This window comes from Pseudomonas sp. Z8(2022), assembly GCF_025837155.1.
In the GTDB taxonomy this organism is placed as follows: domain Bacteria; phylum Pseudomonadota; class Gammaproteobacteria; order Pseudomonadales; family Pseudomonadaceae; genus Aquipseudomonas.
The window spans coordinates 2,579,445-2,600,519 of sequence record NZ_CP107549.1 but is presented as its reverse complement, the minus strand read 5'-3'; the positions used below and the strand labels follow the sequence as shown (position 1 = coordinate 2,600,519).

Below are 21,075 nucleotides of genomic sequence, written 5' to 3'. Positions count from 1 at the left end.
CATCACTCTCCCTGATCTTTCAGTACATCGGGCACATAGGCACGATGGAAGCCGTTGTAGGACTCGCTGTTCTTGGCCTTGCCGAGGGTCCAGGCACGGGTGCCCTGGCTCGCCGCACCATCGATACGAATGGTGTTGCCGCTGATGAAGTTGGCGCCCGGCGACAGGAGGAAAACGATGGCCGCAGCGACCTCGGATTCGGTGCCGATGCGTTGCAACGGCACGTGATCCTTAAGGTTGCGGATCATGTTCTTCATCGACTCGGGGTAAGTGTCCATGCCGCTGGAGGCGATCCAGCCCGGGGCCACGGCGTTGACCCGTACGCCGGCGTGACCCCACTCGTAGGCCGCGGTCTTGGTGAAGTTCTCCATGCCGGCCCGCGCCGCCCCCGAGTGGCCCATGCCGGGCATGCCGCCCCACATGTCGGCGAGCATGTTGACGATGCTGCCGCCGTGTTTGCTCATGCTCTGCAGAAAGACTTCCTTGGCCACCAGGAAACCACCCACCAGGTTGGTGCGCACCACGGTCTCGAAGCCTTTCTGGTTGATGCCGATCAGCGGCGCGGGGAACTGGCCGCCGGCGTTGTTGACCAGTTGGCGAATTTGGCCGCGTTCCCTGATCACTGCGCCGACCATGGCCTTCACGGCTTCTTCATCACGAATGTCGCAAACCTGGAAGCTGGCGCTGCCGCCGTCTTCGGTGATCTCGGCGCAGGTCTTCTCCAGCTTTTCCTGCTTGCGCCCGACCAGCACCACGTGGGCGCCCAGAGCGGCCAGCTCGTGGGCCACGCAGCGGCCAATGCCGCTGCCGCCGCCGGTGACCAGGATGGTCTGCCCGGCAAACAGGCCGGGCTTGAAGACTGAGTCGTATGCCATTGTTGTTGTCCTTGTTACAGGCTGTCAGCCAGGGCCTTGGGCACCGGCACGGGGAATTCCAGCAGCTGCTGGGCAAAGGCCTTGCCCTGCGGGTCGATGCGCAGACTGGCCACGCCACCACCACCGAGGGCGTTTTCCAGCAGGAAGTTGAGGCTGTGGCTGGCCGGCAGATACCAGCGGCTGACCTTGCCGGTCTGCGCGTCGAGCAGGTGGCCCATCCACTCGCCCACGGCTTGCGGGGTCAGCGCGGCGGCGATCCACGGCAGGTACTCGGCCTTGCGCGCCATCACGCCGATGTTGCTGTGGTTGCCCTTGTCGCCGGAGCGGGCCACGGCCAGCCTGATCAGCGGCACGCTGGCGTCGGCCGAGCCGGTGGGGGCGGGCAGGACGGCTTCGGCAGCGATGTTCGCCGGATCGAAGGTGTCGATCTGCGGCAGGCTGACCGGAGTGCGTTCACCGCTGATTTCCACTTCCAGCGCGCAGCTGCTCTTGTCGGCCAGGAAGGAGAACAGGCGGATCACCGGGTAGACGGTCGGGCGGCCGCCGACGATGCCGGTCAGGCCCGGTGCCATGCCGGTGGAGGCCTGGGCGATCTCGCGGGAGAACAGCACCAGCGCTTCCTTCTTGGCGTGGCTGACGCCTAGCTTGATGATCACTTCGCGGGTGTCACCGCGCTTGCCGTGCGGGCCGTAGGTGGCCTCGGTGCCCAGCAGTTCGATATTCACTTCGCGGTAGGCCGGCCAGCCGCGCTCGGCGAACATCTCGTTGGTCTTGTTGATGATCGCCTGGCTGACGCGTTCGGCCTTGGCCACGGCGTCGATACCGGCGATCAGGCAGCTGGCGGTGCAGCGGAAGCCATCCGGATAGGTGGCGCTGACCTTGTACGAGTTGGTTGGCGGCAGGCCGCGGGAGCCGCTGACGTGCACGCGGTGCTCGCCGACCTGCTCCAGCTTGACCTGGGTGAAGTCGCAGATCACGTCCGGCAGCAGGTAGGCACGCGGGTCGCCGATTTCGTAGAGCATCTGCTCGCCGACGGTGAATGGGGTGACCAGGCCGCCGGTGTTTTCCGGCTTGGTCAGTACGAAGCTGCCATCGGCCTCGACTTCCAGAATCGGGAAACCGATGTGCTCGTAGTCCGGCACGTTGTGCCAGTCGGTGAAGTTGCCACCGGTGCTCTGGGCGCCACATTCCACCAGGTGACCGGCGAGGGCGGCCTGGGCCAGCTTGTCGTAATCGTTCCACTGCCAGCCGAATTCATGCACCAGCGCGCCGCTGACCACGGCGCTGTCGACCACGCGGCCGGTGATGACGATGTCGGCACCCTGATCCAGCGCGGCAGTGATGCCGGGCGCACCCAGGTAGGCATTGAGCGATACGCACATGGCCGGCATCGGCGCGCCACTGAACATTTCCGTGGTGCCGGCCTTGGCCAGCTCGCCAGCCTTGCTCTGCAGGCTGTCGCCATGCAGTACGGCGATTTTCAGGTTGACCCCGGCCTTCTCGCAGGCGGCGGCCATGGCGGCGGCGCAGGCAGCGGGGTTGACGCCACCGGCGTTGCTGATGATGCGGATCTTCTTGGCGGCGATCTCGCCCAGCAGGGGGGCCAGTACTTCGACGAAGTCCTTGGCGAAGCCTTCCTGCGGATTCTTCATGCGCGCCCCGGCCATGATCGACATGGTGATCTCGGCGAGGTAGTCGAAAACCAGATAATCCAGTTCGGCACCCCGAACCAGTTGAGCTGCAGCGGTGGAGGTGTCGCCCCAGAACGCGGAGGCGCAGCCGATGCGTACGGTTTTGGTCATTGGAATTGGCCCGTCACACATTGATAAGGTGAGTCGACATTACCAAGCAAGCGCTTGGTTGAAAAGTGGCAAAAGAGGACAATTCGGCCAAAAATACGCCCAAGCGCTTGCTTGGTTGGTTACTGGCGCATACATTTCGCCAAGCAACACAAGCACTTGCCGGCAGCATCAATAATTCATCAGAACAATCGCCGAGCGGGAATCAGGGGAGAAGCCAGCGTGGACGAACACAAGGCCCAGGCCGTTATGCAGGAGCTGGTCGACAACGGCCAGCTGACCGATCCGGACAGTGCACGCGGCAAACTGCTGCAGATGGCTGCCCATCTGTTTCGTAGCAAGGGCTACGAACGCACCACTGTGCGTGACCTGGCCGCAGCCATCGGCATTCAGTCGGGCAGCATCTTTCATCACTTCAAGAGCAAGGATGAAATCCTGCGCTCGGTGATGGAGGAAACCATCGTTTACAACACCGCTCTGATGCGTGCAGCCCTGGCTTCGGCGCAGGGTACGCGCGAGCGCTTGCTGGCGCTGATCCGCTGCGAGCTGCAGTCGATCATGGGCGGTACCGGCGAGGCGATGGCGGTGCTGGTCTACGAATGGCGTTCGCTGTCGGAAAACGGCCAGGCGCAGGTGCTGGCGCTGCGTGATACCTATGAGCAGATTTGGCTGACGGTGCTGAGCGAGGCGCGCGAGGCTGGCTACTTCAAGGGCGATCCGTTCATTCAGCGACGTTTTCTCACCGGAGCACTGAGTTGGACCAATACCTGGTTCCGGCCGCAGGGGCCGATGAGTCTGGATCAGCTGGCCGAAGAGGCGTTGTCGCTGGTGTGCAAGGAAGTTTGAGCGAACTCGGCTAGGATGGAAGTAACTGCCGGTTTCAGTTCGAGCACGCGACCTTGACTGTCCTGTGCCCGGGACGAGAGGTCGAGTTTGCGAGCACTATCCTTCTGCCTGTTGTGCTGTCTGTCGCTGCTGTACCTGTCCAATGCCGTCGCGGTGCAGGAGGTACGCGTTGGCGGTTATCACTTCCCTCCCTATCTGGACAAACCCGAATCACCGCACCCTCAGGGGCTGGTACCGGATCTGTTGCGCGCGCTCAACGCGGTGCAGCAGCAGTATCGTTTCGTCCTGGTACCGACCTCGGCGACCCGTCGCTATCGGGATCTGGAGGGCGGGCGCTTCGATCTGATGTTCTTCGAGTCCAGTCATTGGGGGTGGCAGAGTACGCACCACCTGGCTCTGCGGCTGGATATCGAAGATGCGGAAGTCTATGTCGCCGCTGCCGAGCCAGGCCGGGGCCAGGACTACTTCGCAGACCTGAGCAACAAGCGCATGGCGCTCTATCACGGCTACCACTACGGGTTTGCTGCGTTCGACGCCGACCCTGACTACCTGGCGCGCACCTACAACGCGGTGTTGACCTATTCCCACGACAGCAATTTGCGCATGTTGCTGGCGCGTCGCGTCGATATCGCCGTGGTGACGCGCTCCTATCTGGAGCTGTTTCTGGATCGGCATCCGGAATTGCAACGGGGGTTGCTGATCTCCGAGCGTCAGGATCAGGTCTACCATCATCAGGTGCTGTTGCGACCCAGGGCGACGCTGGCTCCAACTGATGTCGCCGGACTCCTCGACCAGTTGCACGCCAGTGGCGAGTTGTCCAGGTTGCTTGGGCGCTATCGCCTGGCATTGGGCGATAAAGCGTCCGTGCAGTGAAAATCCATCTGGTCGGCCAGGAGAGACTGGAGTAGGCTGCTGCTCACTAAAAGAAGGAGTTTTTGGGGATTCGACATGCGGCAATCACGGCGCTGGATTCGTGTCTGTTGGGCTGCCCTGGGGCTGATGTCCGTCGGTTCTCTCTATGCTGCCGAGATGGTCAAGGTCGGCGGTGCGCATTTTCCTCCCTACGTGATCAAATCCAATCTGCAGGAGTCCAGTGGCCTCCTGCCTGAACTGCTCGAAGCGCTGAATCGAGAGCAGAGCGACTATCAGTTCACCATGCTGCCTACCGCTATCGTGCGGCGCTTCAGTGATCTGCAGCGCGGACGTATCGACATGGCTGTTTTCGAGAATCCGCAATGGGGGTGGCAGGGCATCGATGCCAATGCCGTCGATATGGGGTTGGAAGACGCCGAGCTGTTTGTAGCCAGGGATGAACAACGGCGCGGTCAGGGTTACTTCGAACAGCTAGACGGCAAGCGTCTGGCGCTCTATCGCGGATACCACTACGGCTTTGCCAGGTTCAACAGTGATCCGGATTTCCTCACCCGCACCTTCAACGCCAACCTCGGGCATTCCCATGACAGCAACCTGCTGATGGTACTGCGTGGTCGTGCGGATATAGCCCTGGTGACGCGCTCGAACCTTTACGACTTCATCAAGCGCAATCGCGATCACGCACGCAAACTGCTGATATCCGAGCGGGTCGATCAGGTCTACCGCCATCACGCGATGATCCGCGCCGGTGCGCCGATCAGGCCCGAGCGTTTCGCGCAATTGCTCGAGCAGTTGCGCGCAAAGGGCGAGTTGCAGCGCATCTTCTCGCCTTACCGCATTGCCGTCACATCAGTCACAGCGGATAGCTCAATAGCAGCAGATGCGGAACATTGACTGCTCCGCGGAGAGCGACTGCCAGGGTCATATGTCCGCTGAAGAAGGCGGCGCTGGGAGCAGGGCGAACTGCGGACTGAAGGGCAGGTAACGGCACCGAACAATGCCACTGTCAGGGGCATTCCCGGCCGGGCTCCCGGACGTTGCATCGCCGCTCAGCTTTCGCGGCGATCCTTGGCGTCCTGTTCGACGTTACGCTCGTGGATGCGTTTGAGCTGTTCCTCGGTCAACGGCAGTTTCCTGGCCGTGTCGCGCAGCAGCAGCAGGCTGCCGAGGATGGAGCCCAAGGCCAGGATCAGGATGAGCCAGGCGAACCAGGGCATGATCGACTCCTCTTGCGGGTAAGTGCTTCCACCATACCCGCTCGTCACCCGCTTGTCAGGCTGGTTGCAGCTGCACTGCCTGCATATCGCTCTCGTCCTTGAGTTGTACGCCGCTCAGTTGCAGGCGCAGTGCCTGGCGTGCCAGGTAGTCGAGTTTGTATGCCGCCGCCTCGTAGGGCAGGCCTTCGGGGCGCACGTTGGAGATGCAGTTGCGCGCACTGTCCAGGCAACCCACTCTCGGGGCGTAGGTCAGGTACAGGCCGAGGCTGTCTGGTGAGGTCAGGCCTGGACGTTCGCCGATCATCACAATCACCAGGCGAGCACGCAGTGCCTCACCGATGCCGTCGCCAATCGCCACGCGGCCCTGCTCGGCAAGAACCACCGGAGTGTTGGCCCAGTCGGTATCGAAGCGTTGGCGAAAGGCCTGCAGCAGAGGCAGGGCATGGCGTTGCACGGCGACGGCCGATAGACCGTCGGCCAGCACGATGGCCAGTTCCGGGGCCGGCAGTTCATGTTGCAACTGCAGCTGACAGTCGCTGTGCAGATGACGGCCCTGATCCGGTCGCAGCAGGTAGGCCTGCCGATCCTCGGCATTGCTGCGCACTTTCAGGGCGCGAAAACCGGCTGCATGCAGCTGATGCTTGAGTTCAGTGAAATCCAGCGGACGATGTACCGCATCGCGTGCCTGGGCGTGGGCCAGACCGAACTTCAGCACCTCCCGGGTGGGCAGGCTGCAGCCGACACGGCCAAGCGCGATGCGGGCCGAGGTATGTGCACGCAGGTCGTCCCAGGGGTTGTGCTGGATGAGATCGATATCCTTCATCAGGCCGCTCCGGAAATCTGTGGCAGTCGCTTGAGCAGATGATGCCCGCGACCGACCTCGCGCAGCCTGCCGCCGGGTTCGGTAATGGCCATGCGTGTCAGCCAGGCGTCGAACTCCGGCGCCCGTTTCAGGCCCAGTAAGCTGCGCAGGTAAAGCGCGTCGTGGAACGAGGTGCTCTGATAGTTGAGCATGATGTCGTCGGCGCCGGGGATGCCCATGATGAAGTTGATGCCGGCTGCGCCGAGCAGGGTGAGCAGGCTGTCCATGTCGTCCTGGTCGGCTTCGGCGTGGTTGGTGTAGCAGACGTCGCAACCCATCGGCAGGCCGAGCAGCTTGGCGCAGAAGTGATCTTCCAGCCCGGCACGGATGATCTGCTTGCCGTCGTAGAGGTATTCCGGGCCGATGAAACCGACCACGGTATTGACCAGCAGTGGGCGGAACTCCCGGGCCACGGCATAGGCGCGGGTTTCGCAGGTCTGCTGATCGACGCCATGGTGGCCGCCGGCGGAGAGCGCGCTGCCCTGGCCGGTTTCGAAGTACATGACGTTATCACCCAGAGTCCCGCGCCCCAGCGACAGCGCGGCCTCGTGGGCTTCGCGCAGGATCGCCAGGGAGACGCCGAAACCGGCGTTGGTGGCCTCGGTGCCGGCGATGGACTGGAACACCAGGTCGATCGGCGCGCCGGCCTCGATGGCCTGGACCTGTGTGGTGACGTGGGTCAGCACGCAGCTCTGCATGGGAATTTCGAAGTGCTGGCGTACCTCGTCCATCATCTGCCACAGGCGCATCAGCGTCGGCAACGAGTCGCTGGCCGGGTTGATGCCCACCGTGGCGTCGCCGGAGCCATACAGCAGGCCGTCGAGCATGCTGGCAGCTATGCCGCGTACGTCGTCGGTGGGGTGATTGGGCTGCAGGCGCACGGCAAGGTGGCCGGGCAGGCCCAGGGTGTTGCGAAAACGGCTGATCACCTGGCATTTGCGTGCCACCAGAATCAGGTCCTGATTGCGCATCAGCTTGCTCACGGCAGCGACCATCTCCGGCGTCAGCCCGGCGGCTATTGCAGCCAGACGAGCGCTGTCGGTCTTTTCCAGCAGCAGCCAGTCACGCAGATCGCCGACGGTGAGATGACTGATCGGTGCGAAGGCGACGGCATCGTGCCGGTCAATGATCAGGCGGGTGACTTCATCCTGCTCATAAGGGATCAGCGCCTCGTCGAGAAAACGTTTGAGCGGCACATCGGCCAGAGCCAGCTTGGCCGCCATGCGCTCTTCGTAGGTGGCGGCAGCCAGCCCGGCCAGGTAGTCGCCTGAACGCGCGGGGCTGGCCTTGGCCAGCAGGGTCTTGAGGTCGGCGAAGCGGTAGACGAGGCTGCCGATGGTGGTTTGGTAGGGCATGCTTGCAACCCATGACACGGAGATGCATTTGCCGTGCAGCGCTCATGCCAGAGCCCAGAGCACTGGCGGTGCGCGGCAGGTGGGGGCGTGCTGGCCGTGACCGGTGAGTGAAAAAGGTGCAGAAAATGCGCGGATGCACCTGCCTGGTACATGACAGGCCGCTCATGGCACATCGGCAGAGGGGGCTTCAGCCGCGACCAGTGCCGGGACGCTTTGCGCTACAATGCGCGGCGTTTTTCACCTGTTCGAGACCTGCTCATGCCCGCCTGCCAAACACCGATTATCGTCGCCCTCGACTTTCCCAGCCGTGATGCTGCTCTGGCCCTGGCCGATCAGCTCGATCCGGCGCTGTGCCGGGTCAAGGTCGGCAAGGAGCTGTTCACCCGCAGCGGGCCGCAGGTGGTCGAGGCGTTGCAGGCCAAGGGCTTCGAGCTTTTTCTCGATCTGAAATTCCACGATATTCCCAATACCACGGCGATGGCGGTCAAGGCTGCGGCGGAACTGGGCGTATGGATGGTCAACGTGCACTGTTCCGGCGGTCTGCGCATGATGGCGGCCTGCCGTAACGAGCTGGACAAGCTGGCCGGCGCCAAGCCACTGCTGATCGGTGTGACGGTGCTGACCAGCATGGAACAGCAGGATCTGGCCGGCATCGGTCTGGATGTGCCGCCGCAGGAGCAGGTGCTGCGCCTGGCTGGCCTGGCCGCCGAGGCGGGGCTCGACGGTCTGGTCTGCTCGGCGCAGGAGGCGCAGGCGCTGAAGGTCGCGCAGCCGCGTCTGCAGCTGGTGACGCCGGGTATCCGTCCCGCCGGCAGCAGCGCCGATGACCAGAAACGCATCCTCACCCCGCGTCAGGCGCTGGAGGCAGGCTCCGATTACCTGGTAATCGGCCGTCCCATCAGCCAGGCCGCCGACCCGGCACAGGCGCTGGCGGCGGTGGTTGCCGAACTGCGCGCCTGAGCCCTGTAGCCCGGATGAAATCCGGGGCGCTCTGGCATCCCGTCCGATCTGTCCCGGATTTACATCCGGGCTACCCGCTGATCGCGGCACCGCGCTGGTGGCGTCGCCATCAGCGCCCTGCATGACCCTCCACTCCAGAGCCTGATAGTGCTGCTCGCCGTCTGGCTTGCTGGCTAGACTCCTCGCAAATTCAACAAGAATCGCTGCGAGGAAGCAGACACATGAGCATGACGTTCTCCGGCCAGGTCGCCCTGGTCACCGGCGGTGCTGCCGGTATCGGCCGGGCCACGGCCCAGGCCTTCGCCGCCGAAGGGCTTAAGGTGGTGGTTTCCGATGTGGATGTGGCCGGCGGCGAGAGCACTGTCGAGCTGATTCGCGCGGCCGGTGGCGAGGCCTGCTTCGTACGTTGCGACGTGACCTGCGACGCCGAGGTCAGGGCTCTCATGGACGCCACGCTGGCCCAGTATGGTCGCCTGGACTACGCCTTCAACAACGCCGGCATCGAGATCGAGCAGGGCAGGCTGGCCGACGGCAACGAAGCCGAGTTCGACGCCATCATGGGCGTCAACGTCAAGGGCGTGTGGTTGTGCATGAAGCACCAGATCCCGCTGCTGCTGGCCCAGGGCGGTGGTGCCATCGTCAACACGGCGTCGGTGGCAGGCCTGGGGGCGGCTCCGAAGATGAGCATTTACGCAGCCTCCAAGCATGCGGTGATCGGCCTGACCAAGTCCGCTGCGGTGGAGTACGCGAAGAAGAAAATTCGCGTCAATGCGGTGTGCCCGGCGGTGATCGACACCGACATGTTCCGCCGCGCCTATGAAGCCGACCCGAAGAAGGCCGAGTTCGCCGCTGCCATGCATCCGGTCGGGCGCATCGGCAAGGTCGAGGAAATCGCGGCTGCAGTGCTCTATCTGTGCAGCGATCATGCGGCGTTCACCACCGGCCACGCGCTGGCTGTCGATGGTGGCGCCACGGCGATCTGAGCGCTCTGGCCCGCTAGTTGCTGGGGAACCAGGGTTGGCTCGCAGGGCCACTGTCAGCAGTGGCCTGACTGCGCACAATCTCGCGAGGTACAACTGGAGCGATAACAATAATGACCGCCGATCCCTTGCTGACGTTTTTCCTTCCCGCTGCGCTGGGCATCATCATGCTCGGGCTTGGCCTGTCCCTGACCCTGGCCGATTTCGCCCGCGTGGCCAGATTCCCCAAACCGGTGTTGATCGGCCTGGCCTGCCAGCTGTTGCTGCTGCCACTGGCCTGCTTCTTCCTGGCCAAACTGTTCGGCCTGGCACCGGCGCTGGCCGTCGGTCTGATGCTGCTGGCGGCCTCGCCAGGCGGCACCACCGCCAACCTCTACAGCCATCTGGCCCATGGTGACGTAGCGCTGAACATCACCCTCACCGCAGTCAATTCGGTGATCGCAATCCTGACCATGCCGCTGATCGTCAACCTGTCGCTGGCTTACTTCATGTCCGCCGATCAGGCCATTCCGCTGCAGTTCGCCAAGGTGGTGCAGGTGTTTGTCATCGTCCTCGGGCCGGTGGCCATCGGCATGTGGCTGCGCAGCCGTTTCCCCGGCTTCGCCGAGCGCATGCAGAAACCGGTGAAGATCGTCTCGGCACTGTTCCTGCTGCTGATCATCCTGCTGGCAGTGGCCAAGGACTGGCGCACCTTCGTGGACTACGCGCCTTCGGTGGGCGGCGCGGCGCTGGCCTTCAACCTGCTGAGCATGGCGGTGGGCTACTGCGTGCCGCGCCTGCTCAGGCTCGACCTGCGCCAGGCGATTGCCATCGCCATGGAAATCGGCATCCACAACGGCACCCTGGCCATCGCCCTGGCACTCAGCCCGGCGCTGCTGAACAACCCGACCATGGCCATCCCCGCAGCCATCTACAGCCTGATCATGTTCGTCACCGCTGCGCTGTTCGGGCTGTGGGTCAACCGTGTGCACGGCGTCGAGCTGGCCGAGCCGGCGGTGCAAGGGGAAAAGGCGTAGCGTTAAAGAATGGGGAGGGCTTTGCCCGTGATAGTCGCGGCTAAAGTCCCTCCCGCTTCGACCGAGTCCGTAGCCCGAATGCAATCCGGGGCGACCTGGCAGAGTGCTCGCGGATTGCATCCGGGCTACGGAGAATCTAGCGCTTGCCCCAGTTCAGCACGGCCAGGGTCAGCAGGCCGGCGACAATACCCCAGAACGCAGAGCCGACGCCGGCCAGGGTCATCCCGGACGCGGTGACCAGGAAGGTGATCAGCGCCGCTTCGCGCTCGTTGGGTTCGCTCATGGCCTGGGTCAGGCCGCCAATGATCGAGGCGAACAGTGCCAGCGCGGCGATGGACAGGATCAGTGCTGCTGGCAGTGCCGCGAACAGCGAGGCGAGCGTGGCGCCGAAAATGCCGGCAATGGCATAGAACACGCCGCACCAGACCGCCGCGGTGTAGCGTTTGTGCGGATCTTCGTGGGCTTCCGGGCCGGCGCAGATCGCGGCGCTGATGGCGGCCATGTGAATCCCGTGGCTGCCGAACGGCGCCATCAGGATCGACACCAGGCCGGTACTGGTCAGCAGTGGCGAGGCCGGCACGTCATAACCGTTGGCGCGCAGCACGGCCATGCCCGGCAGGTTCTGTGAGGCCATGGCGACGATGAACAGCGGAATGCCGATACTGATGGCGGCGCCCAGAGAGAAGCTCGGCGTCGTCCACTCTGGCGTGGCCAGTTGCAACTGGAAACCTGTGAAATCCAGCAAGCCGAAGGCCCCAGCCAGCACGCTGCCGATGATCAGCGCGGAGAGCACCGAGTAGCGTGGCCACAGGCGTTTGCCAAGCAGGTAGGCGAGCAGCATGGCGACCACCAGAACCGGCTGCTGCTCGGCCGCCACGCAGATTTCCAGGCCGATCTTGAACAGCACGCCGGCCAGCAGGGCCGCGGCGATGGAGGCGGGGATGCGCCGCATCAGGCGGTCGAAGGTGCCGGTCAGACCGATCAGCACGATCAGGCCCGAGGCCAGGATGTAAGCGCCGATCGCCTCGCCATAGGACACTTGCGGCAGGCTGGTGATCAGCAGCGCGGCGCCGGGGGTGGACCAGGCGATCATCACCGGCGCGCGATAGCGCAGCGAGAGCACGATGCAGCACAGCGCCATGCCGATCGACAGTGCCCAGATCCATGAGGAAATCTCCCCCGCGGTGAGGCCGGCAGCCTGGCCGGCCTGGAACATCAGCACCAGAGAGCTGGTATAGCCGGTGAGCATGGCAATGAAGCCCGCGACCACGGCCGAGGTGGAGGTGTCCGCCAGTGGTCGCAGGCGGGTAGGGGCGGCGTCTTGCATCAGAACATTCCAGTGTCGACGATGATGGGATAGAGCGAGGCGACCAGCAGCAGTGCCATGCCGATGTTGAAGGCGCGCAGGGCACGCGGGTTGTCCAGCCACTTGCGCAGCATGCTGCCGGCGACGGTCCACAAACCTACGCTGGGGCAGTTGACCAGCGCAAACAGGGCCGCGATCAGCAGCACGTTGCTGAAAAAACCATCCTGCGGTGTATAGGTGGTAATGGCGCCGATTGCCATGATCCACGCCTTCGGATTGACCCACTGAAACGCCGCGGCCTGAAGGAAGGTAAATGGCCTGGCCTCGAGATTCTCGCGGCTTTGCGGCGCGCCGGACTGGGCGATCTTCCAGGCCAGATAGAGCAGATAGGCAGCGCCGACATAGCGCAGCACGTCATGCAGCACTGGCAGGCGCTGGAACACCTGGCCAAGGCCCAGGCCTACGGCGGCCACCAGCAGCATGAAACCGAGGCTGATGCCAAGCATGTGCGGGATGCTGCGGCGCACGCCGAAGTTCACGCCCGAGGCGAGCAGCATCATGTTGTTGGGGCCTGGCGTCACCGAGGTGACGAAGGCGAAGGCGATGAAGGCGAGCAACAGTTCGGTGGACATGGTCGTTCTCCCGTGACTGGCAAAGCCTATTGCGCGACCGTAACGGCGTCGCGGTACAGCCATGGCCGGCTTGAGCCGTACAGTCTGGTCAAGCGTTGCGCCGCTGGTTAGCCTCGGGTTTTTGCCGCAAGGACTAAGGCGATGCAACCGGACAATCCCTACAGTGCACCGCAGGTGGAGTTGCTCGACGGAACCGGCGAGCAGGCATTGCCTGGCTGGAGTGCCAGGCAGTTGCAGGTGCTGGGTTGGCTGGCGCTGGTTTCGGTGCTGGCCAATGCCCTGCTGGTCGGGCTGCTGTTCGCCGGCTCGCTGCTGGAAGCGTATGAGGCCGAGTTGCTGTTCACCTTCACCGACTGGCTGGGGCTGATGCTGGTACTGCTCGGCTGCTACCTGCTGCTGCGCTTGAAGGCCTTTGCCGAAGCCCGTTTCGCTGCGCGCAACCTGAGCCTGCCGGTATGGGCCGTATTGGCAGGTTCCCTGTTGCTGGAACTGGCTGACCTGTTGTTCGGCGAGCAGCTGTTTACAGCTCCTGGCTGGCAAACGCTGAGTTACATGGCGTTGCTGTGCCTGACGGGAATCAGCACCGCCTGGCTGGGAATCGTCTGCTCAGGCTGCAATACCCTTATCCGGCGCTCAAGGTAATGGCCTGGCTCGATATCGTCGGCGGGCTGATGCTGGCCAGTGTGTTGTTGATGCTGCTCGCACTGCTGCCCCTGCTGGGTGCCGGTGTGACGCTGATGCTGGTGTTCTTCAGAGGGGCTGCAGAGGTGCGGGCGAAGGCGAGCTGAGCGTGGCTCCCCTACACGCGCCAGCGATTGCAGCTGGCAGCCCCAGGCTCAGGTGCGTTCATGGCGTGTGCGCGCCAGGGCGTGGTTGACCGCCAGCCAACCCCGTACCGCCTCTTCACCCACTTCGGCGAACACTCGCTGCAGCAGACGCGCCTGTTCGCGGCGCAGGGCCTGTTCCAGTTTGGCGCCTTCGGCGGTGAAGCCGAGTAGGCGCTTGCGCTTGTCGTCTGCGGCTGCTTCGCTCTGTACCAGGTTCATTTCGATCAGCTGGCGCAGAGGCATGTTCAGCGCCTGCTTGCTCACGCCCAGATAGCCGAGCAGTTCTGTCATGTTCAGGCCCGGATATTTGGCGATGAAGAACAGAATGCGGTGATGCACGCGTGACAGGCCGCGTTTGGCCAGCATCTCATCGGGCTTGGCAGTGAAGGCCTGATAACCGAAGAAGAAGGCTTCCATTGCAGCCTGCTGAGCAGCGGCATTCCTGATGACTTGCGAGCCCTGACGGCCTGCCTGCGCATCCTCGGCAGGCGACGTTAAAAATTTCCCGGGGAAATTTTTTAGGTCAGTCATATTGACGTATCTCTGGTTGGCGGCGTAGTTTCGGTCAAGCAGTTTGACTTAATTCCAACGACTTTTGCACCCAGGACATTCCATGGCCTTCTCCGAACGCATCGCCCGCCTGAAAAGCTCTCTGATCCGTGAAATTCTTGCTGCGGCGCAACGTCCTGAGGTGATGTCGTTCGCTGGTGGTCTGCCCGCCGAACCCATGCTGCCGAAGGTGGATTGGGCAGAAATGCCGGCGAGCATGGGCCAGTACGGCATGAGCGAGGGCGAGCCGGCGCTGCGTGAAGCCATTGCTGCCGAGGCGCGTGCGCTGGGTGTGCCTTGCGACGCCAGCCAGGTGCTGATCGTCAGCGGCTCGCAGCAGACTCTTGATCTGGCGTCCAAACTGTTCATCGATCCGGGCACCGAAGTGCTGCTGGAAGCGCCGACCTACCTGGCGGCCCTGCAGGCCTTCCAGCTGTTCGGCGCCGATTGCATCAGCGTGCCGCAGGAGGCCGACGGTCCCGAGCTCGCAGCTCTGCGCCAGCGTCTGGAAAGCTACAAGCCAGCCTTCGCCTATCTGATCCCGACTTTCCAGAATCCGTCCGGCACCCGTTACAGCGAAGCCAAACGTGAAGCGGTAGCGGCGTTGCTCGACGAGTTCGGCGTGACCCTGATCGAGGACGAGCCGTACCGCGAACTGGTATTCGATACCGGCAGTGCCACACCCATCGTCAGCCGCATGAAGAAGGCCAGCTGGATCTATACCGGTACCGTGTCCAAGACGCTGCTGCCAGGGCTGCGCGTCGGCTACCTGATCGCCACCAGGGATCTTTATCCGCATCTGCTGCGCCTGAAGCAGTCGGCCGATCTGCACACCAACCGTATCGGCCAGTGGCAGGCGATGCAGTGGCTGGGCAGTGAGCAATACCGCGGCCACCTGGCCGAGTTGCGAGACTTCTACCGCATTCGCCGTGACGCCATGCAGGCGGCGCTGCTGGAGCACTTCGGTGATTTGGCGACCTGGGAAATTCCGCAGGGCGGCCTGTTCTTCTGGCTGACCCTGAAGCAGCCGCTGGACACCCGCACGCTGCTTGACGCGGCGCTGGCGCAGAACGTCGCCTTTATGCCCGGCGAGCCGTTCTTCATCGATCCGGATGCCAACCCCGGCCACCTGCGACTGAACTTCAGCCACGTGTCGCCGGAGCGTCTGGGCGAAGGGCTGCGCCGGCTGGCGGCGGTGATCCGCGATGCGCAGGGCGCGGCAGCGGTTTGATTTTCAGGCGGCGAGATTGCCGCGAGGTTTGACGGGGAGGGCAACGCGATGTTCAAGGTCTACGGTGATTACCGCTCGGGCAACTGCTACAAGGTCAAGCTGATGCTGCATCTGCTGGGCAAGCCGTACCAGTGGATCGACGTCGATATTCTCAAGGGCGAGACACAGAGCGAAGCCTTCCTGGCCAAGAACCCCAACGGCAAGATTCCGGTGCTGGAGCTGGACGACGGCACCTGCCTGTGGGAGTCCAACGCCATACTCAACTTCCTTGCCGATGACAGCAATTTCCTGCCCAGCGAGCCGCGCCTGCGGACTCAGGTGCTGCAGTGGCAGTTCTTCGAACAGTACAGTCACGAGCCCTATGTCGCCGTGGCGCGTTTCATCAAGCTTTATCAGGGCATGCCCGAAGAGCGTCGTGAAGAGCATGCGCGCTGCCTGAAGCTCGGCTACAAGGCCCTGAAAGTGATGGAGCAGCAGCTCGAAAACACACCCTATCTGGTCGGCGAGAACTACTCCATCGCCGATATCGCCCTGTATGCCTATACCCATGTAGCCGAGGAGGGTGGCTTCAGTCTCGAGGCTTTCCCGGCGATCCGCGCCTGGCTCGAGCGCGTTGCCAGTCACCCGCGTCACGTGACCATGCAGGGCTGATCAATCATCTCGACGGTCTGCGCCCAAGCTGGCGGCAGGCCGCCGGGCTGTTCTAGCTGGTGTGGAGCAAGCCTGGCTTTCTTTGCGCTATGACGCTTGCACTGGCGTCAAGCTGCCGGGAGGTGGCCTTTGACCAGGACGCAGTGGATAATCGGGCGTCCGGGTTTGCACGGGTTCTTGTCCTTCTTCATGCGTAAATGGCTGCGTACCGCCCTTGTAGGCCTGTTGATGCTGGCCCTGCCCGTTCAGGCAATGGCTGCGTTCGCCATGCAAAACTGCCAGCCGGCGCACGACGGTGATGCAACGCACCAGATGCCCGCTCACTGCAGTGAGCATGCCGCGATCACGGACGCGGACAGTTCGATACCCGGAACGAATCATCCGGTCGGTGCCACTTCCTGCAGCCTCTGTGCATTCTGCGTCAGTGCCGTGGTGATCGGCCTACCCTTGGCCCACGCCGGGCAGATGCATAGTGCCCATCCGCCTCCTTTGCCGAATGAGCGACTGCTCTCGATAGTGCCGGATACACCCGAGCGTCCCCCTCGTTTCTCTTCCTGTTGATCGAATCGCTTTACCGCGTTACCACAGCCGGCTCTAGCGGCCGGCTTGCCGTTCCTGCCCAGTCGGGTGCGAACGATACGAACAATCGGAGATGGATAAATGAAACGAGCCTCTTACTGCGCACCAGCCCTGTTACTGGTTGCGCTGCTCAGCACCTCGTACGCCCAGGCACATGAAGACAGCCACGCCGGACATGGCGCCATGAGCAGGATGGAGCATGCTCCGCAGCAGAAACCCTGGGGTATCGCCGGGCAGGCCGGTCAGGTCGACCGTACCGTGGAGATCCGCATGGATGACAGCATGCGTTTCACTCCGGCGAAATTGCAGGTCAGGCAGGGCGAGACCGTCCGCTTCATTCATCGCAACGATGGCAGGCTGATGCACGAGTTCGTCCTGGGTACACGACAGACGCTGGATGAGCATGCTGCCGAGATGCTCAAGGCACCGGGCATGGCGCATGGCGAGGCGTATATGGCGCATGTTGCGCCGCAAACGCGGGGCGAGATGATCTGGACGTTCAACCGGGCGGGCGAGTTCGAGTTCGCTTGCCTGATTGCCGGGCACTATCAGGCCGGCATGCGCGGCAGCATCGAAGTGCTGGCCGAATAGGTCGGGAAGGGGAAGGCCGCGATCCGGACGGGGCGCGGCCTGACCTTGAATCAGTTCAGCGCGTCGCTCAGGGCCTTGGCAGGCACCAGCTTGACCACTTTCTTGGCTGCGATCTCGATGCTCTTGCCGGTCTGCGGGTTGCGGCCGGTGCGGGCCGGACGCTCGGTCACTTTCAGCTTGCCGATACCCGGCAGGGTGATCTCACCGTCGTTTTCCAGCGCGTCGCCGACAATTTCGCCCAGCTGATCGATCAGGGTGCGCACAGTGGCTTTCGGCAGGGATACGGCCTCGGCCAGGTCGCTGATCAGTTGGTCTTTGGTGATTGCCATGATGTAACTCCATTTGCAGGTGAGAGGTTCGGCGCAGCAGACAGGGCTGCACAGCCGAAAACGTGGGAACGCTAGCACAAAAGGTACGGCTCGGCAGTGCCGCAGCAGACACTTCCGATAGGGCTTAGTGTCGCATCGCTCGTTGTTGTTCCGGTGTGCGACCAAAAAACGCATCGGCCTGCGGGTTTCCGGCGCCGCGCGGCGCTGGGCATGGCCTGTCGGGGCAACCGCCCTGATTGCTGCCGGCGTTGTTTCTTGCAGCCAGACGGCGACTTGGCAAGGCTCGACTAAGCTTCAGATACCTGTCTAATGTTGGAGTGCCATTATGCTGCGCGCGTTCACCGATCTGGGGTTCCGTTGGAAGATTGCAGTGCCGATTCTGTTGCTGGCGGTGCTGCTGGTAACTATGGGGGCGCTGGGCATGCGCGGCATCACCCAGGTCGCCGACTCCAGCACCACACTGACCAATCGACACCTGCCTGCCATCAGCCTGTTGCTCAATGCCGACCGCGATCTCTATCAGGCATTCGTTGCCGAGCGCAGCCTGCTTGACGAGGACTCCGGCGCGCATGCTGCCGAGCTGCGAGCTGCGCATGCAGAGAACCTGCAGCAGGCCTATGACCGGGTGCACAAGTTCGCGGCGATGCAGCCTGGCAGTGACGCGCTGGCGCTGGTGGCGGAATTCGACCGTGGTTTCGAACGCTGGAAGGCCACCTCGCTGCGCGTCCTGGAAATGGCCAATACTGACCCCAATGCGGCCAGCCGCTTGAGTTTCGCCGACAGCGAAGCGCAGTTCGAGGAGGCCCGTAGTGCCATCGACAAGTTGGGTGAGCTGGAAGATGGTGCCGCCAATGCGGTCGGCACCGAGGCCATCGCACGGGGTGAGGCGCTGGCCTGGCAGCAGGGCGCGATTATCGTCATCGGCCTGCTGGTGTGTCTGGTACTGGTGGTGGGCTTCCCGCTGCTGGTGACGCGCCCGTTGCACAATCTGCTCTACCGCATCGAACAGATCGCCGATGGCGATGGCGACCTGCGAGTGCGCCTGGACGTCCTGTCCAAGGATGAACTGGGCAAGCTCAGCCATGCCTTCAACCGCTTCCTCGACAAGTTGCAGCCACTGATCAGGGAGGTCGGGCGAGTAACCGGTGAGGTGGCGGATTCGGCCAAGAGCCTGGCGGGGATGGCGGCCGCCAATGACCGGCTGATCAGCAGCGAGCACGCCGCAGTGGATCAGGTCAGCACGGCCGCTACCGAAATGAGCGTGGCGGTGCACGAGGTCGCGCGCAACGCGCAGAATGCTGCCGATGCGGCGCGCCATGCCGAGACCCAGTCGCGCGAAGGTGCGCAGGTGGTGAGTGCCACCATCGATTCGATTCGTCAGCTGGCGCAGGAGGTGGAGAGCGCCTCCGACACCATTCAGACGCTGGAGCAGGAGACAGCCAACATCGGGGCCGTGCTGGCGGTGATCAAGGGCATTGCCGAGCAGACCAACCTGCTGGCGCTCAACGCGGCCATCGAGGCGGCGCGTGCCGGGGAACAGGGGCGCGGTTTCGCAGTGGTGGCCGATGAGGTGCGGGCCTTGGCCGCGCGTACTCAGGACTCGACCAAGGACATTCAGCAGATGATCGAGCGCCTGCAGATCGGCGTACAGAACGCAGTCAAGGCTACCCACTCAGGCAGCGCCCGGGCACGGCAGAGCGTGGAACAGGCGGCCGGAGTGGATCAGGCGCTGAGTGTGACCGGTGATTCGGTGCAGCGGATCAACGACATGGCTGCGCAGATCGCCACGGCGTGCGAGGAGCAGAGCAGCGTGACCGAAGAAATCGCACGCAACATCAGCGATATTCGCGACCTGTCCAACGAAGCGGCGCAAACCTCCGAGCAGAGTACGAAAGCCAGCCAGCACCTGTCCGAGCTGTCTCTTGGTCTGGCTCAACTGGTGGGGCGTTTCCGCGTATGAGGTGGCCGGCTGACGTATCTAAGTGTTTGAAGCGGTTGTAAGTTTGCGTTTAGTCGTTACAATGGCGCGGCCCATCGCAATGGTGGGCAGCGTTATGGTGGCCCTGCCGGTCCCCTCGCATTGATCAGCCGTGAACCCGGTCAGGCCCGGAAGGGAGCAGCCGCAGCGGTGACATCGAGTGCCGGGGTGTGGCTGGTAGGGTCCACCTCCATTACATATCTCCATGATTTCAGACGGTTTTTCTCTCTGATCACGCCGATGATCCAAAGGGTGATCCACCGTGTCCTCCGTCCCTTCCTGCCTCTGGTTATCTCGACACTCGATCTTCTATTTCAGGATTGTGGTGTCCGGAGTTCTGCGTCCGCCTTTTCCCTGGGCCGAGGCCGGGTTCCACCCATTTCCTGCGCGCAATAAAAAGCCCGTGCAGTGGCACGGGCTTCGGCGGCGTCGATGGCATCAGGCATTGCGGTAATTCAGCACGCTGTCCTGCTCCTTGAGCGTCTTGCGCAGGTCGGCCGGGATGTTGCCTGCACGTACCGCCAGTTCCAGGCGGATCTCTTCAAGGCTTTGCGCGAAGGCGTCCTGGTCATCCATTTGTAGTCTGGCCAGAACGCGGCTGTAGACGGTGCTGTCGCTCTCGTCGAGCAAGGCGAGGACGATGCTGCCATCCGGGCGTGGCGAGCTGAAGCTGGCACGCAGCGGATTGAACAGGTGGTCGACGAGTTGCTGGTTGTTGAGTTCCATATCTACTCCATCCCGATGGTTGGCTTCCTTGGACCGTCGGGCGGGGCGATGGTTCAGGCAATCAGCGACTGGCGGGTGCGTTCGATGACCTGCTGCAGCGATTCGTCGCAGTACTGGCCGGGGTACAGACGCTGGCTGTACTGGGCGATGCCGGTCTTGTCGACCAGGGTAAAACTGAAGCTGCCCTTGCGCGCGGCCTGGATGCGGCAATCGAACGGGGCGAAGGCGTGAGTCAGGGTGCTGATGGCTTTCTGGATCTGATGTTGAGTATTCATTTTTTCTAGGTATGTCCTTAAAACAGTGCGCTTCGATGCGCGTGGTATTGCTCCATGAGGTCGGCCGAAACGCGGCCTAAGGAAGTAAACCATTCGGAGCTTTATGAGCACGATAAAGTTCCATTGTTACGGTTCTTCGGCGTGGTCTGTACGTCGGAGGCAGGCAGAGAAACAGCACCGACGAGCGGTGAGTTGGCCTGATCAGTCAGCAGGTGGGATCTGGGAGGGCGGTAGCGCGTGGTGCGCTAGACGTTGAACCGGGAAACCAGCGAGGAGGCGCGATGGCCTTTGTGACTTGCAGCGTGGTACGAACGGAGCGGATGATACGCCATTGTTCAAGATTTGAACAGCGCTATTTGCCGAGTCCATGCACGGCCTCCAAGGGGCTCGGTTGGCGGATGCAATTTGCCGGTTGCTCCGCTAGGATTAGCCCACTTGTGCGACACGTTGAACGTGCCGGACTTGGTTAGGTCACTGCGCCTAGGCACCTGAATCCCTTGCTATCAGGGGGTTTAAGCCAGAAAAGCAGTCAACAAACCGGCTCAGCCTGGTTAATCCACACCCTGGAAACGCTTCGTTTTGGCGGGGATGGATAACAAAAGCTGTATCTGTTCAAAC

General features: G+C 62.9%; 23 protein-coding genes, 1 other RNA gene and 1 pseudogene. 14 read left to right on the top strand and 11 right to left on the bottom strand.

The window, feature by feature from the left end; genetic code table 11:
* Window positions 1–2: 2 nt before the first annotated feature.
* Both OEG79_RS12375 and OEG79_RS12370 read right to left on the bottom strand, forming a co-directional pair.
* Window positions 3–875 carry an SDR family oxidoreductase gene (locus OEG79_RS12375; RefSeq protein WP_264145313.1) on the bottom strand — a complete coding sequence of 291 codons (873 nt, stop codon included), beginning with the start codon at window positions 873–875 and terminating at the stop codon, window positions 3–5.
* 14 nt (window positions 876–889) lie between these two features.
* Window positions 890–2,677: an acyclic terpene utilization AtuA family protein gene (locus OEG79_RS12370; protein ID WP_264145312.1), complete on the bottom strand. Its 1,788-nt coding sequence runs from the start codon at window positions 2,675–2,677 to the stop codon at window positions 890–892.
* 219 nt (window positions 2,678–2,896) lie between these two features.
* On the opposite strand from OEG79_RS12370, the gene OEG79_RS12365 reads away from it, so the two are divergent.
* The 3 genes from OEG79_RS12365 (at window position 2,897) to OEG79_RS12355 (ending at window position 5,287) form a co-directional block, all read left to right on the top strand.
* On the top strand, window positions 2,897–3,520 hold the full coding sequence (locus OEG79_RS12365; protein WP_264145311.1) for a TetR/AcrR family transcriptional regulator: 624 nt from the start codon (window positions 2,897–2,899) through the stop codon (window positions 3,518–3,520).
* 87 nt (window positions 3,521–3,607) lie between these two features.
* Entirely contained in the window at window positions 3,608–4,393 is a 786-nt protein-coding gene (locus OEG79_RS12360) for a substrate-binding periplasmic protein (RefSeq protein WP_264145310.1), read from the top strand.
* A 126-nt stretch (window positions 4,394–4,519) separates the two neighbouring features.
* Window positions 4,520–5,287, top strand: coding sequence for a substrate-binding periplasmic protein (locus tag OEG79_RS12355; RefSeq protein WP_264145309.1), 768 nt, complete (start codon window positions 4,520–4,522; stop codon window positions 5,285–5,287).
* Window positions 5,288–5,442: 155 nt separating this feature from the next.
* On the opposite strand, the gene OEG79_RS12350 is transcribed toward OEG79_RS12355, so the two are convergent.
* From OEG79_RS12350 to OEG79_RS12340, 3 genes are read right to left on the bottom strand one after another with little or no spacing between them, the layout of a single operon-like run.
* Window positions 5,443–5,610: a DUF2897 family protein gene (locus OEG79_RS12350; protein ID WP_264145308.1), complete on the bottom strand. Its 168-nt coding sequence runs from the start codon at window positions 5,608–5,610 to the stop codon at window positions 5,443–5,445.
* A 55-nt stretch (window positions 5,611–5,665) separates the two neighbouring features.
* Entirely contained in the window at window positions 5,666–6,433 is a 768-nt protein-coding gene (gene eutC, locus OEG79_RS12345) for an ethanolamine ammonia-lyase subunit EutC (protein WP_264145307.1), read from the bottom strand.
* Window positions 6,433–7,827, bottom strand: coding sequence for an ethanolamine ammonia-lyase subunit EutB (locus tag OEG79_RS12340; RefSeq protein WP_264145306.1), 1,395 nt, complete (start codon window positions 7,825–7,827; stop codon window positions 6,433–6,435). Before OEG79_RS12340 ends, eutC begins: the two co-directional genes overlap by 1 nt.
* Before the next feature lie 258 nt (window positions 7,828–8,085).
* Here OEG79_RS12340 and pyrF point away from each other — a divergent pair, with 258 nt between their 5' ends.
* The 3 genes from pyrF to OEG79_RS12325 all read left to right on the top strand — a co-directional run bounded on the left by pyrF (window position 8,086) and on the right by OEG79_RS12325 (window position 10,783).
* The gene (gene pyrF / locus OEG79_RS12335; protein ID WP_013715164.1) at window positions 8,086–8,787 is read left to right on the top strand and encodes an orotidine-5'-phosphate decarboxylase; all 702 of its coding nucleotides are present in this window, start codon (window positions 8,086–8,088) and stop codon (window positions 8,785–8,787) included.
* 221 nt (window positions 8,788–9,008) lie between these two features.
* On the top strand, window positions 9,009–9,770 hold the full coding sequence (locus tag OEG79_RS12330) for an SDR family oxidoreductase (RefSeq protein ID WP_264145305.1): 762 nt from the start codon (window positions 9,009–9,011) through the stop codon (window positions 9,768–9,770).
* A gap of 110 nt (window positions 9,771–9,880) precedes the next feature.
* On the top strand, window positions 9,881–10,783 hold the full coding sequence (locus OEG79_RS12325; protein WP_264145304.1) for a bile acid:sodium symporter family protein: 903 nt from the start codon (window positions 9,881–9,883) through the stop codon (window positions 10,781–10,783).
* 136 nt (window positions 10,784–10,919) lie between these two features.
* On the opposite strand, the gene OEG79_RS12320 is transcribed toward OEG79_RS12325, so the two are convergent.
* Complete coding sequence (locus OEG79_RS12320) at window positions 10,920–12,110, bottom strand: benzoate/H(+) symporter BenE family transporter (protein WP_264145303.1); 1,191 nt, start codon at window positions 12,108–12,110, stop codon at window positions 10,920–10,922.
* The gene (locus tag OEG79_RS12315) at window positions 12,110–12,721 is read right to left on the bottom strand and encodes a LysE family translocator (RefSeq protein ID WP_264145302.1); all 612 of its coding nucleotides are present in this window, start codon (window positions 12,719–12,721) and stop codon (window positions 12,110–12,112) included. The genes OEG79_RS12320 and OEG79_RS12315 overlap by 1 nt, the downstream gene beginning before the upstream one ends.
* 141 nt (window positions 12,722–12,862) lie before the next feature.
* Here OEG79_RS12315 and OEG79_RS12310 point away from each other — a divergent pair, with 141 nt between their 5' ends.
* Both OEG79_RS12310 and OEG79_RS21305 read left to right on the top strand, forming a co-directional pair.
* Complete coding sequence (locus OEG79_RS12310; protein WP_413247506.1) at window positions 12,863–13,363, top strand: hypothetical protein; 501 nt, start codon at window positions 12,863–12,865, stop codon at window positions 13,361–13,363.
* Complete coding sequence (locus OEG79_RS21305; RefSeq protein WP_413247505.1) at window positions 13,363–13,509, top strand: hypothetical protein; 147 nt, start codon at window positions 13,363–13,365, stop codon at window positions 13,507–13,509. The genes OEG79_RS12310 and OEG79_RS21305 overlap by 1 nt, the downstream gene beginning before the upstream one ends.
* Before the next feature lie 48 nt (window positions 13,510–13,557).
* Here OEG79_RS21305 and OEG79_RS12305 read toward each other — a convergent pair whose 3' ends face one another.
* On the bottom strand, window positions 13,558–14,079 hold the full coding sequence (locus tag OEG79_RS12305) for a MarR family winged helix-turn-helix transcriptional regulator (RefSeq protein WP_264145301.1): 522 nt from the start codon (window positions 14,077–14,079) through the stop codon (window positions 13,558–13,560).
* 82 nt (window positions 14,080–14,161) lie between these two features.
* Here OEG79_RS12305 and OEG79_RS12300 point away from each other — a divergent pair, with 82 nt between their 5' ends.
* The 3 genes from OEG79_RS12300 to OEG79_RS12290 all read left to right on the top strand — a co-directional run bounded on the left by OEG79_RS12300 (window position 14,162) and on the right by OEG79_RS12290 (window position 17,149).
* Entirely contained in the window at window positions 14,162–15,328 is a 1,167-nt protein-coding gene (locus OEG79_RS12300; RefSeq protein ID WP_264145300.1) for a PLP-dependent aminotransferase family protein, read from the top strand.
* A gap of 48 nt (window positions 15,329–15,376) precedes the next feature.
* Window positions 15,377–15,979, top strand: coding sequence for a glutathione S-transferase family protein (locus tag OEG79_RS12295; RefSeq protein ID WP_264145299.1), 603 nt, complete (start codon window positions 15,377–15,379; stop codon window positions 15,977–15,979).
* 660 nt (window positions 15,980–16,639) lie between these two features.
* The gene (locus OEG79_RS12290; RefSeq protein ID WP_264145298.1) at window positions 16,640–17,149 is read left to right on the top strand and encodes a cupredoxin family protein; all 510 of its coding nucleotides are present in this window, start codon (window positions 16,640–16,642) and stop codon (window positions 17,147–17,149) included.
* A 50-nt stretch (window positions 17,150–17,199) separates the two neighbouring features.
* On the opposite strand, the gene OEG79_RS12285 is transcribed toward OEG79_RS12290, so the two are convergent.
* Window positions 17,200–17,478 carry an HU family DNA-binding protein gene (locus OEG79_RS12285; RefSeq protein ID WP_264145297.1) on the bottom strand — a complete coding sequence of 93 codons (279 nt, stop codon included), beginning with the start codon at window positions 17,476–17,478 and terminating at the stop codon, window positions 17,200–17,202.
* Between the two features lie 325 nt (window positions 17,479–17,803).
* Between OEG79_RS12285 and OEG79_RS21300 the strand changes: the two are divergent.
* The 3 genes and pseudogenes from OEG79_RS21300 to ffs form a co-directional block, all read left to right on the top strand.
* Window positions 17,804–18,532, top strand: a pseudogene (locus OEG79_RS21300) (MCP four helix bundle domain-containing protein); the annotation flags it as partial.
* 126 nt (window positions 18,533–18,658) lie between these two features.
* Window positions 18,659–19,438: a methyl-accepting chemotaxis protein gene (locus OEG79_RS21295; RefSeq protein ID WP_413247544.1), complete on the top strand. Its 780-nt coding sequence runs from the start codon at window positions 18,659–18,661 to the stop codon at window positions 19,436–19,438.
* 104 nt (window positions 19,439–19,542) lie between these two features.
* An RNA gene (gene ffs, locus OEG79_RS12275) (signal recognition particle sRNA small type) lies at window positions 19,543–19,639 on the top strand.
* Window positions 19,640–19,894: 255 nt separating this feature from the next.
* Here ffs and OEG79_RS12270 read toward each other — a convergent pair.
* Both OEG79_RS12270 and OEG79_RS12265 read right to left on the bottom strand, forming a co-directional pair.
* Window positions 19,895–20,182 (bottom strand): DUF3509 domain-containing protein, encoded by a 288-nt coding sequence (locus OEG79_RS12270; RefSeq protein ID WP_264145295.1) that lies wholly within the window; start codon window positions 20,180–20,182, stop codon window positions 19,895–19,897.
* 53 nt (window positions 20,183–20,235) lie between these two features.
* Window positions 20,236–20,457: a hypothetical protein gene (locus OEG79_RS12265; protein ID WP_264145294.1), complete on the bottom strand. Its 222-nt coding sequence runs from the start codon at window positions 20,455–20,457 to the stop codon at window positions 20,236–20,238.
* Window positions 20,458–21,075: the final 618 nt, after the last annotated feature.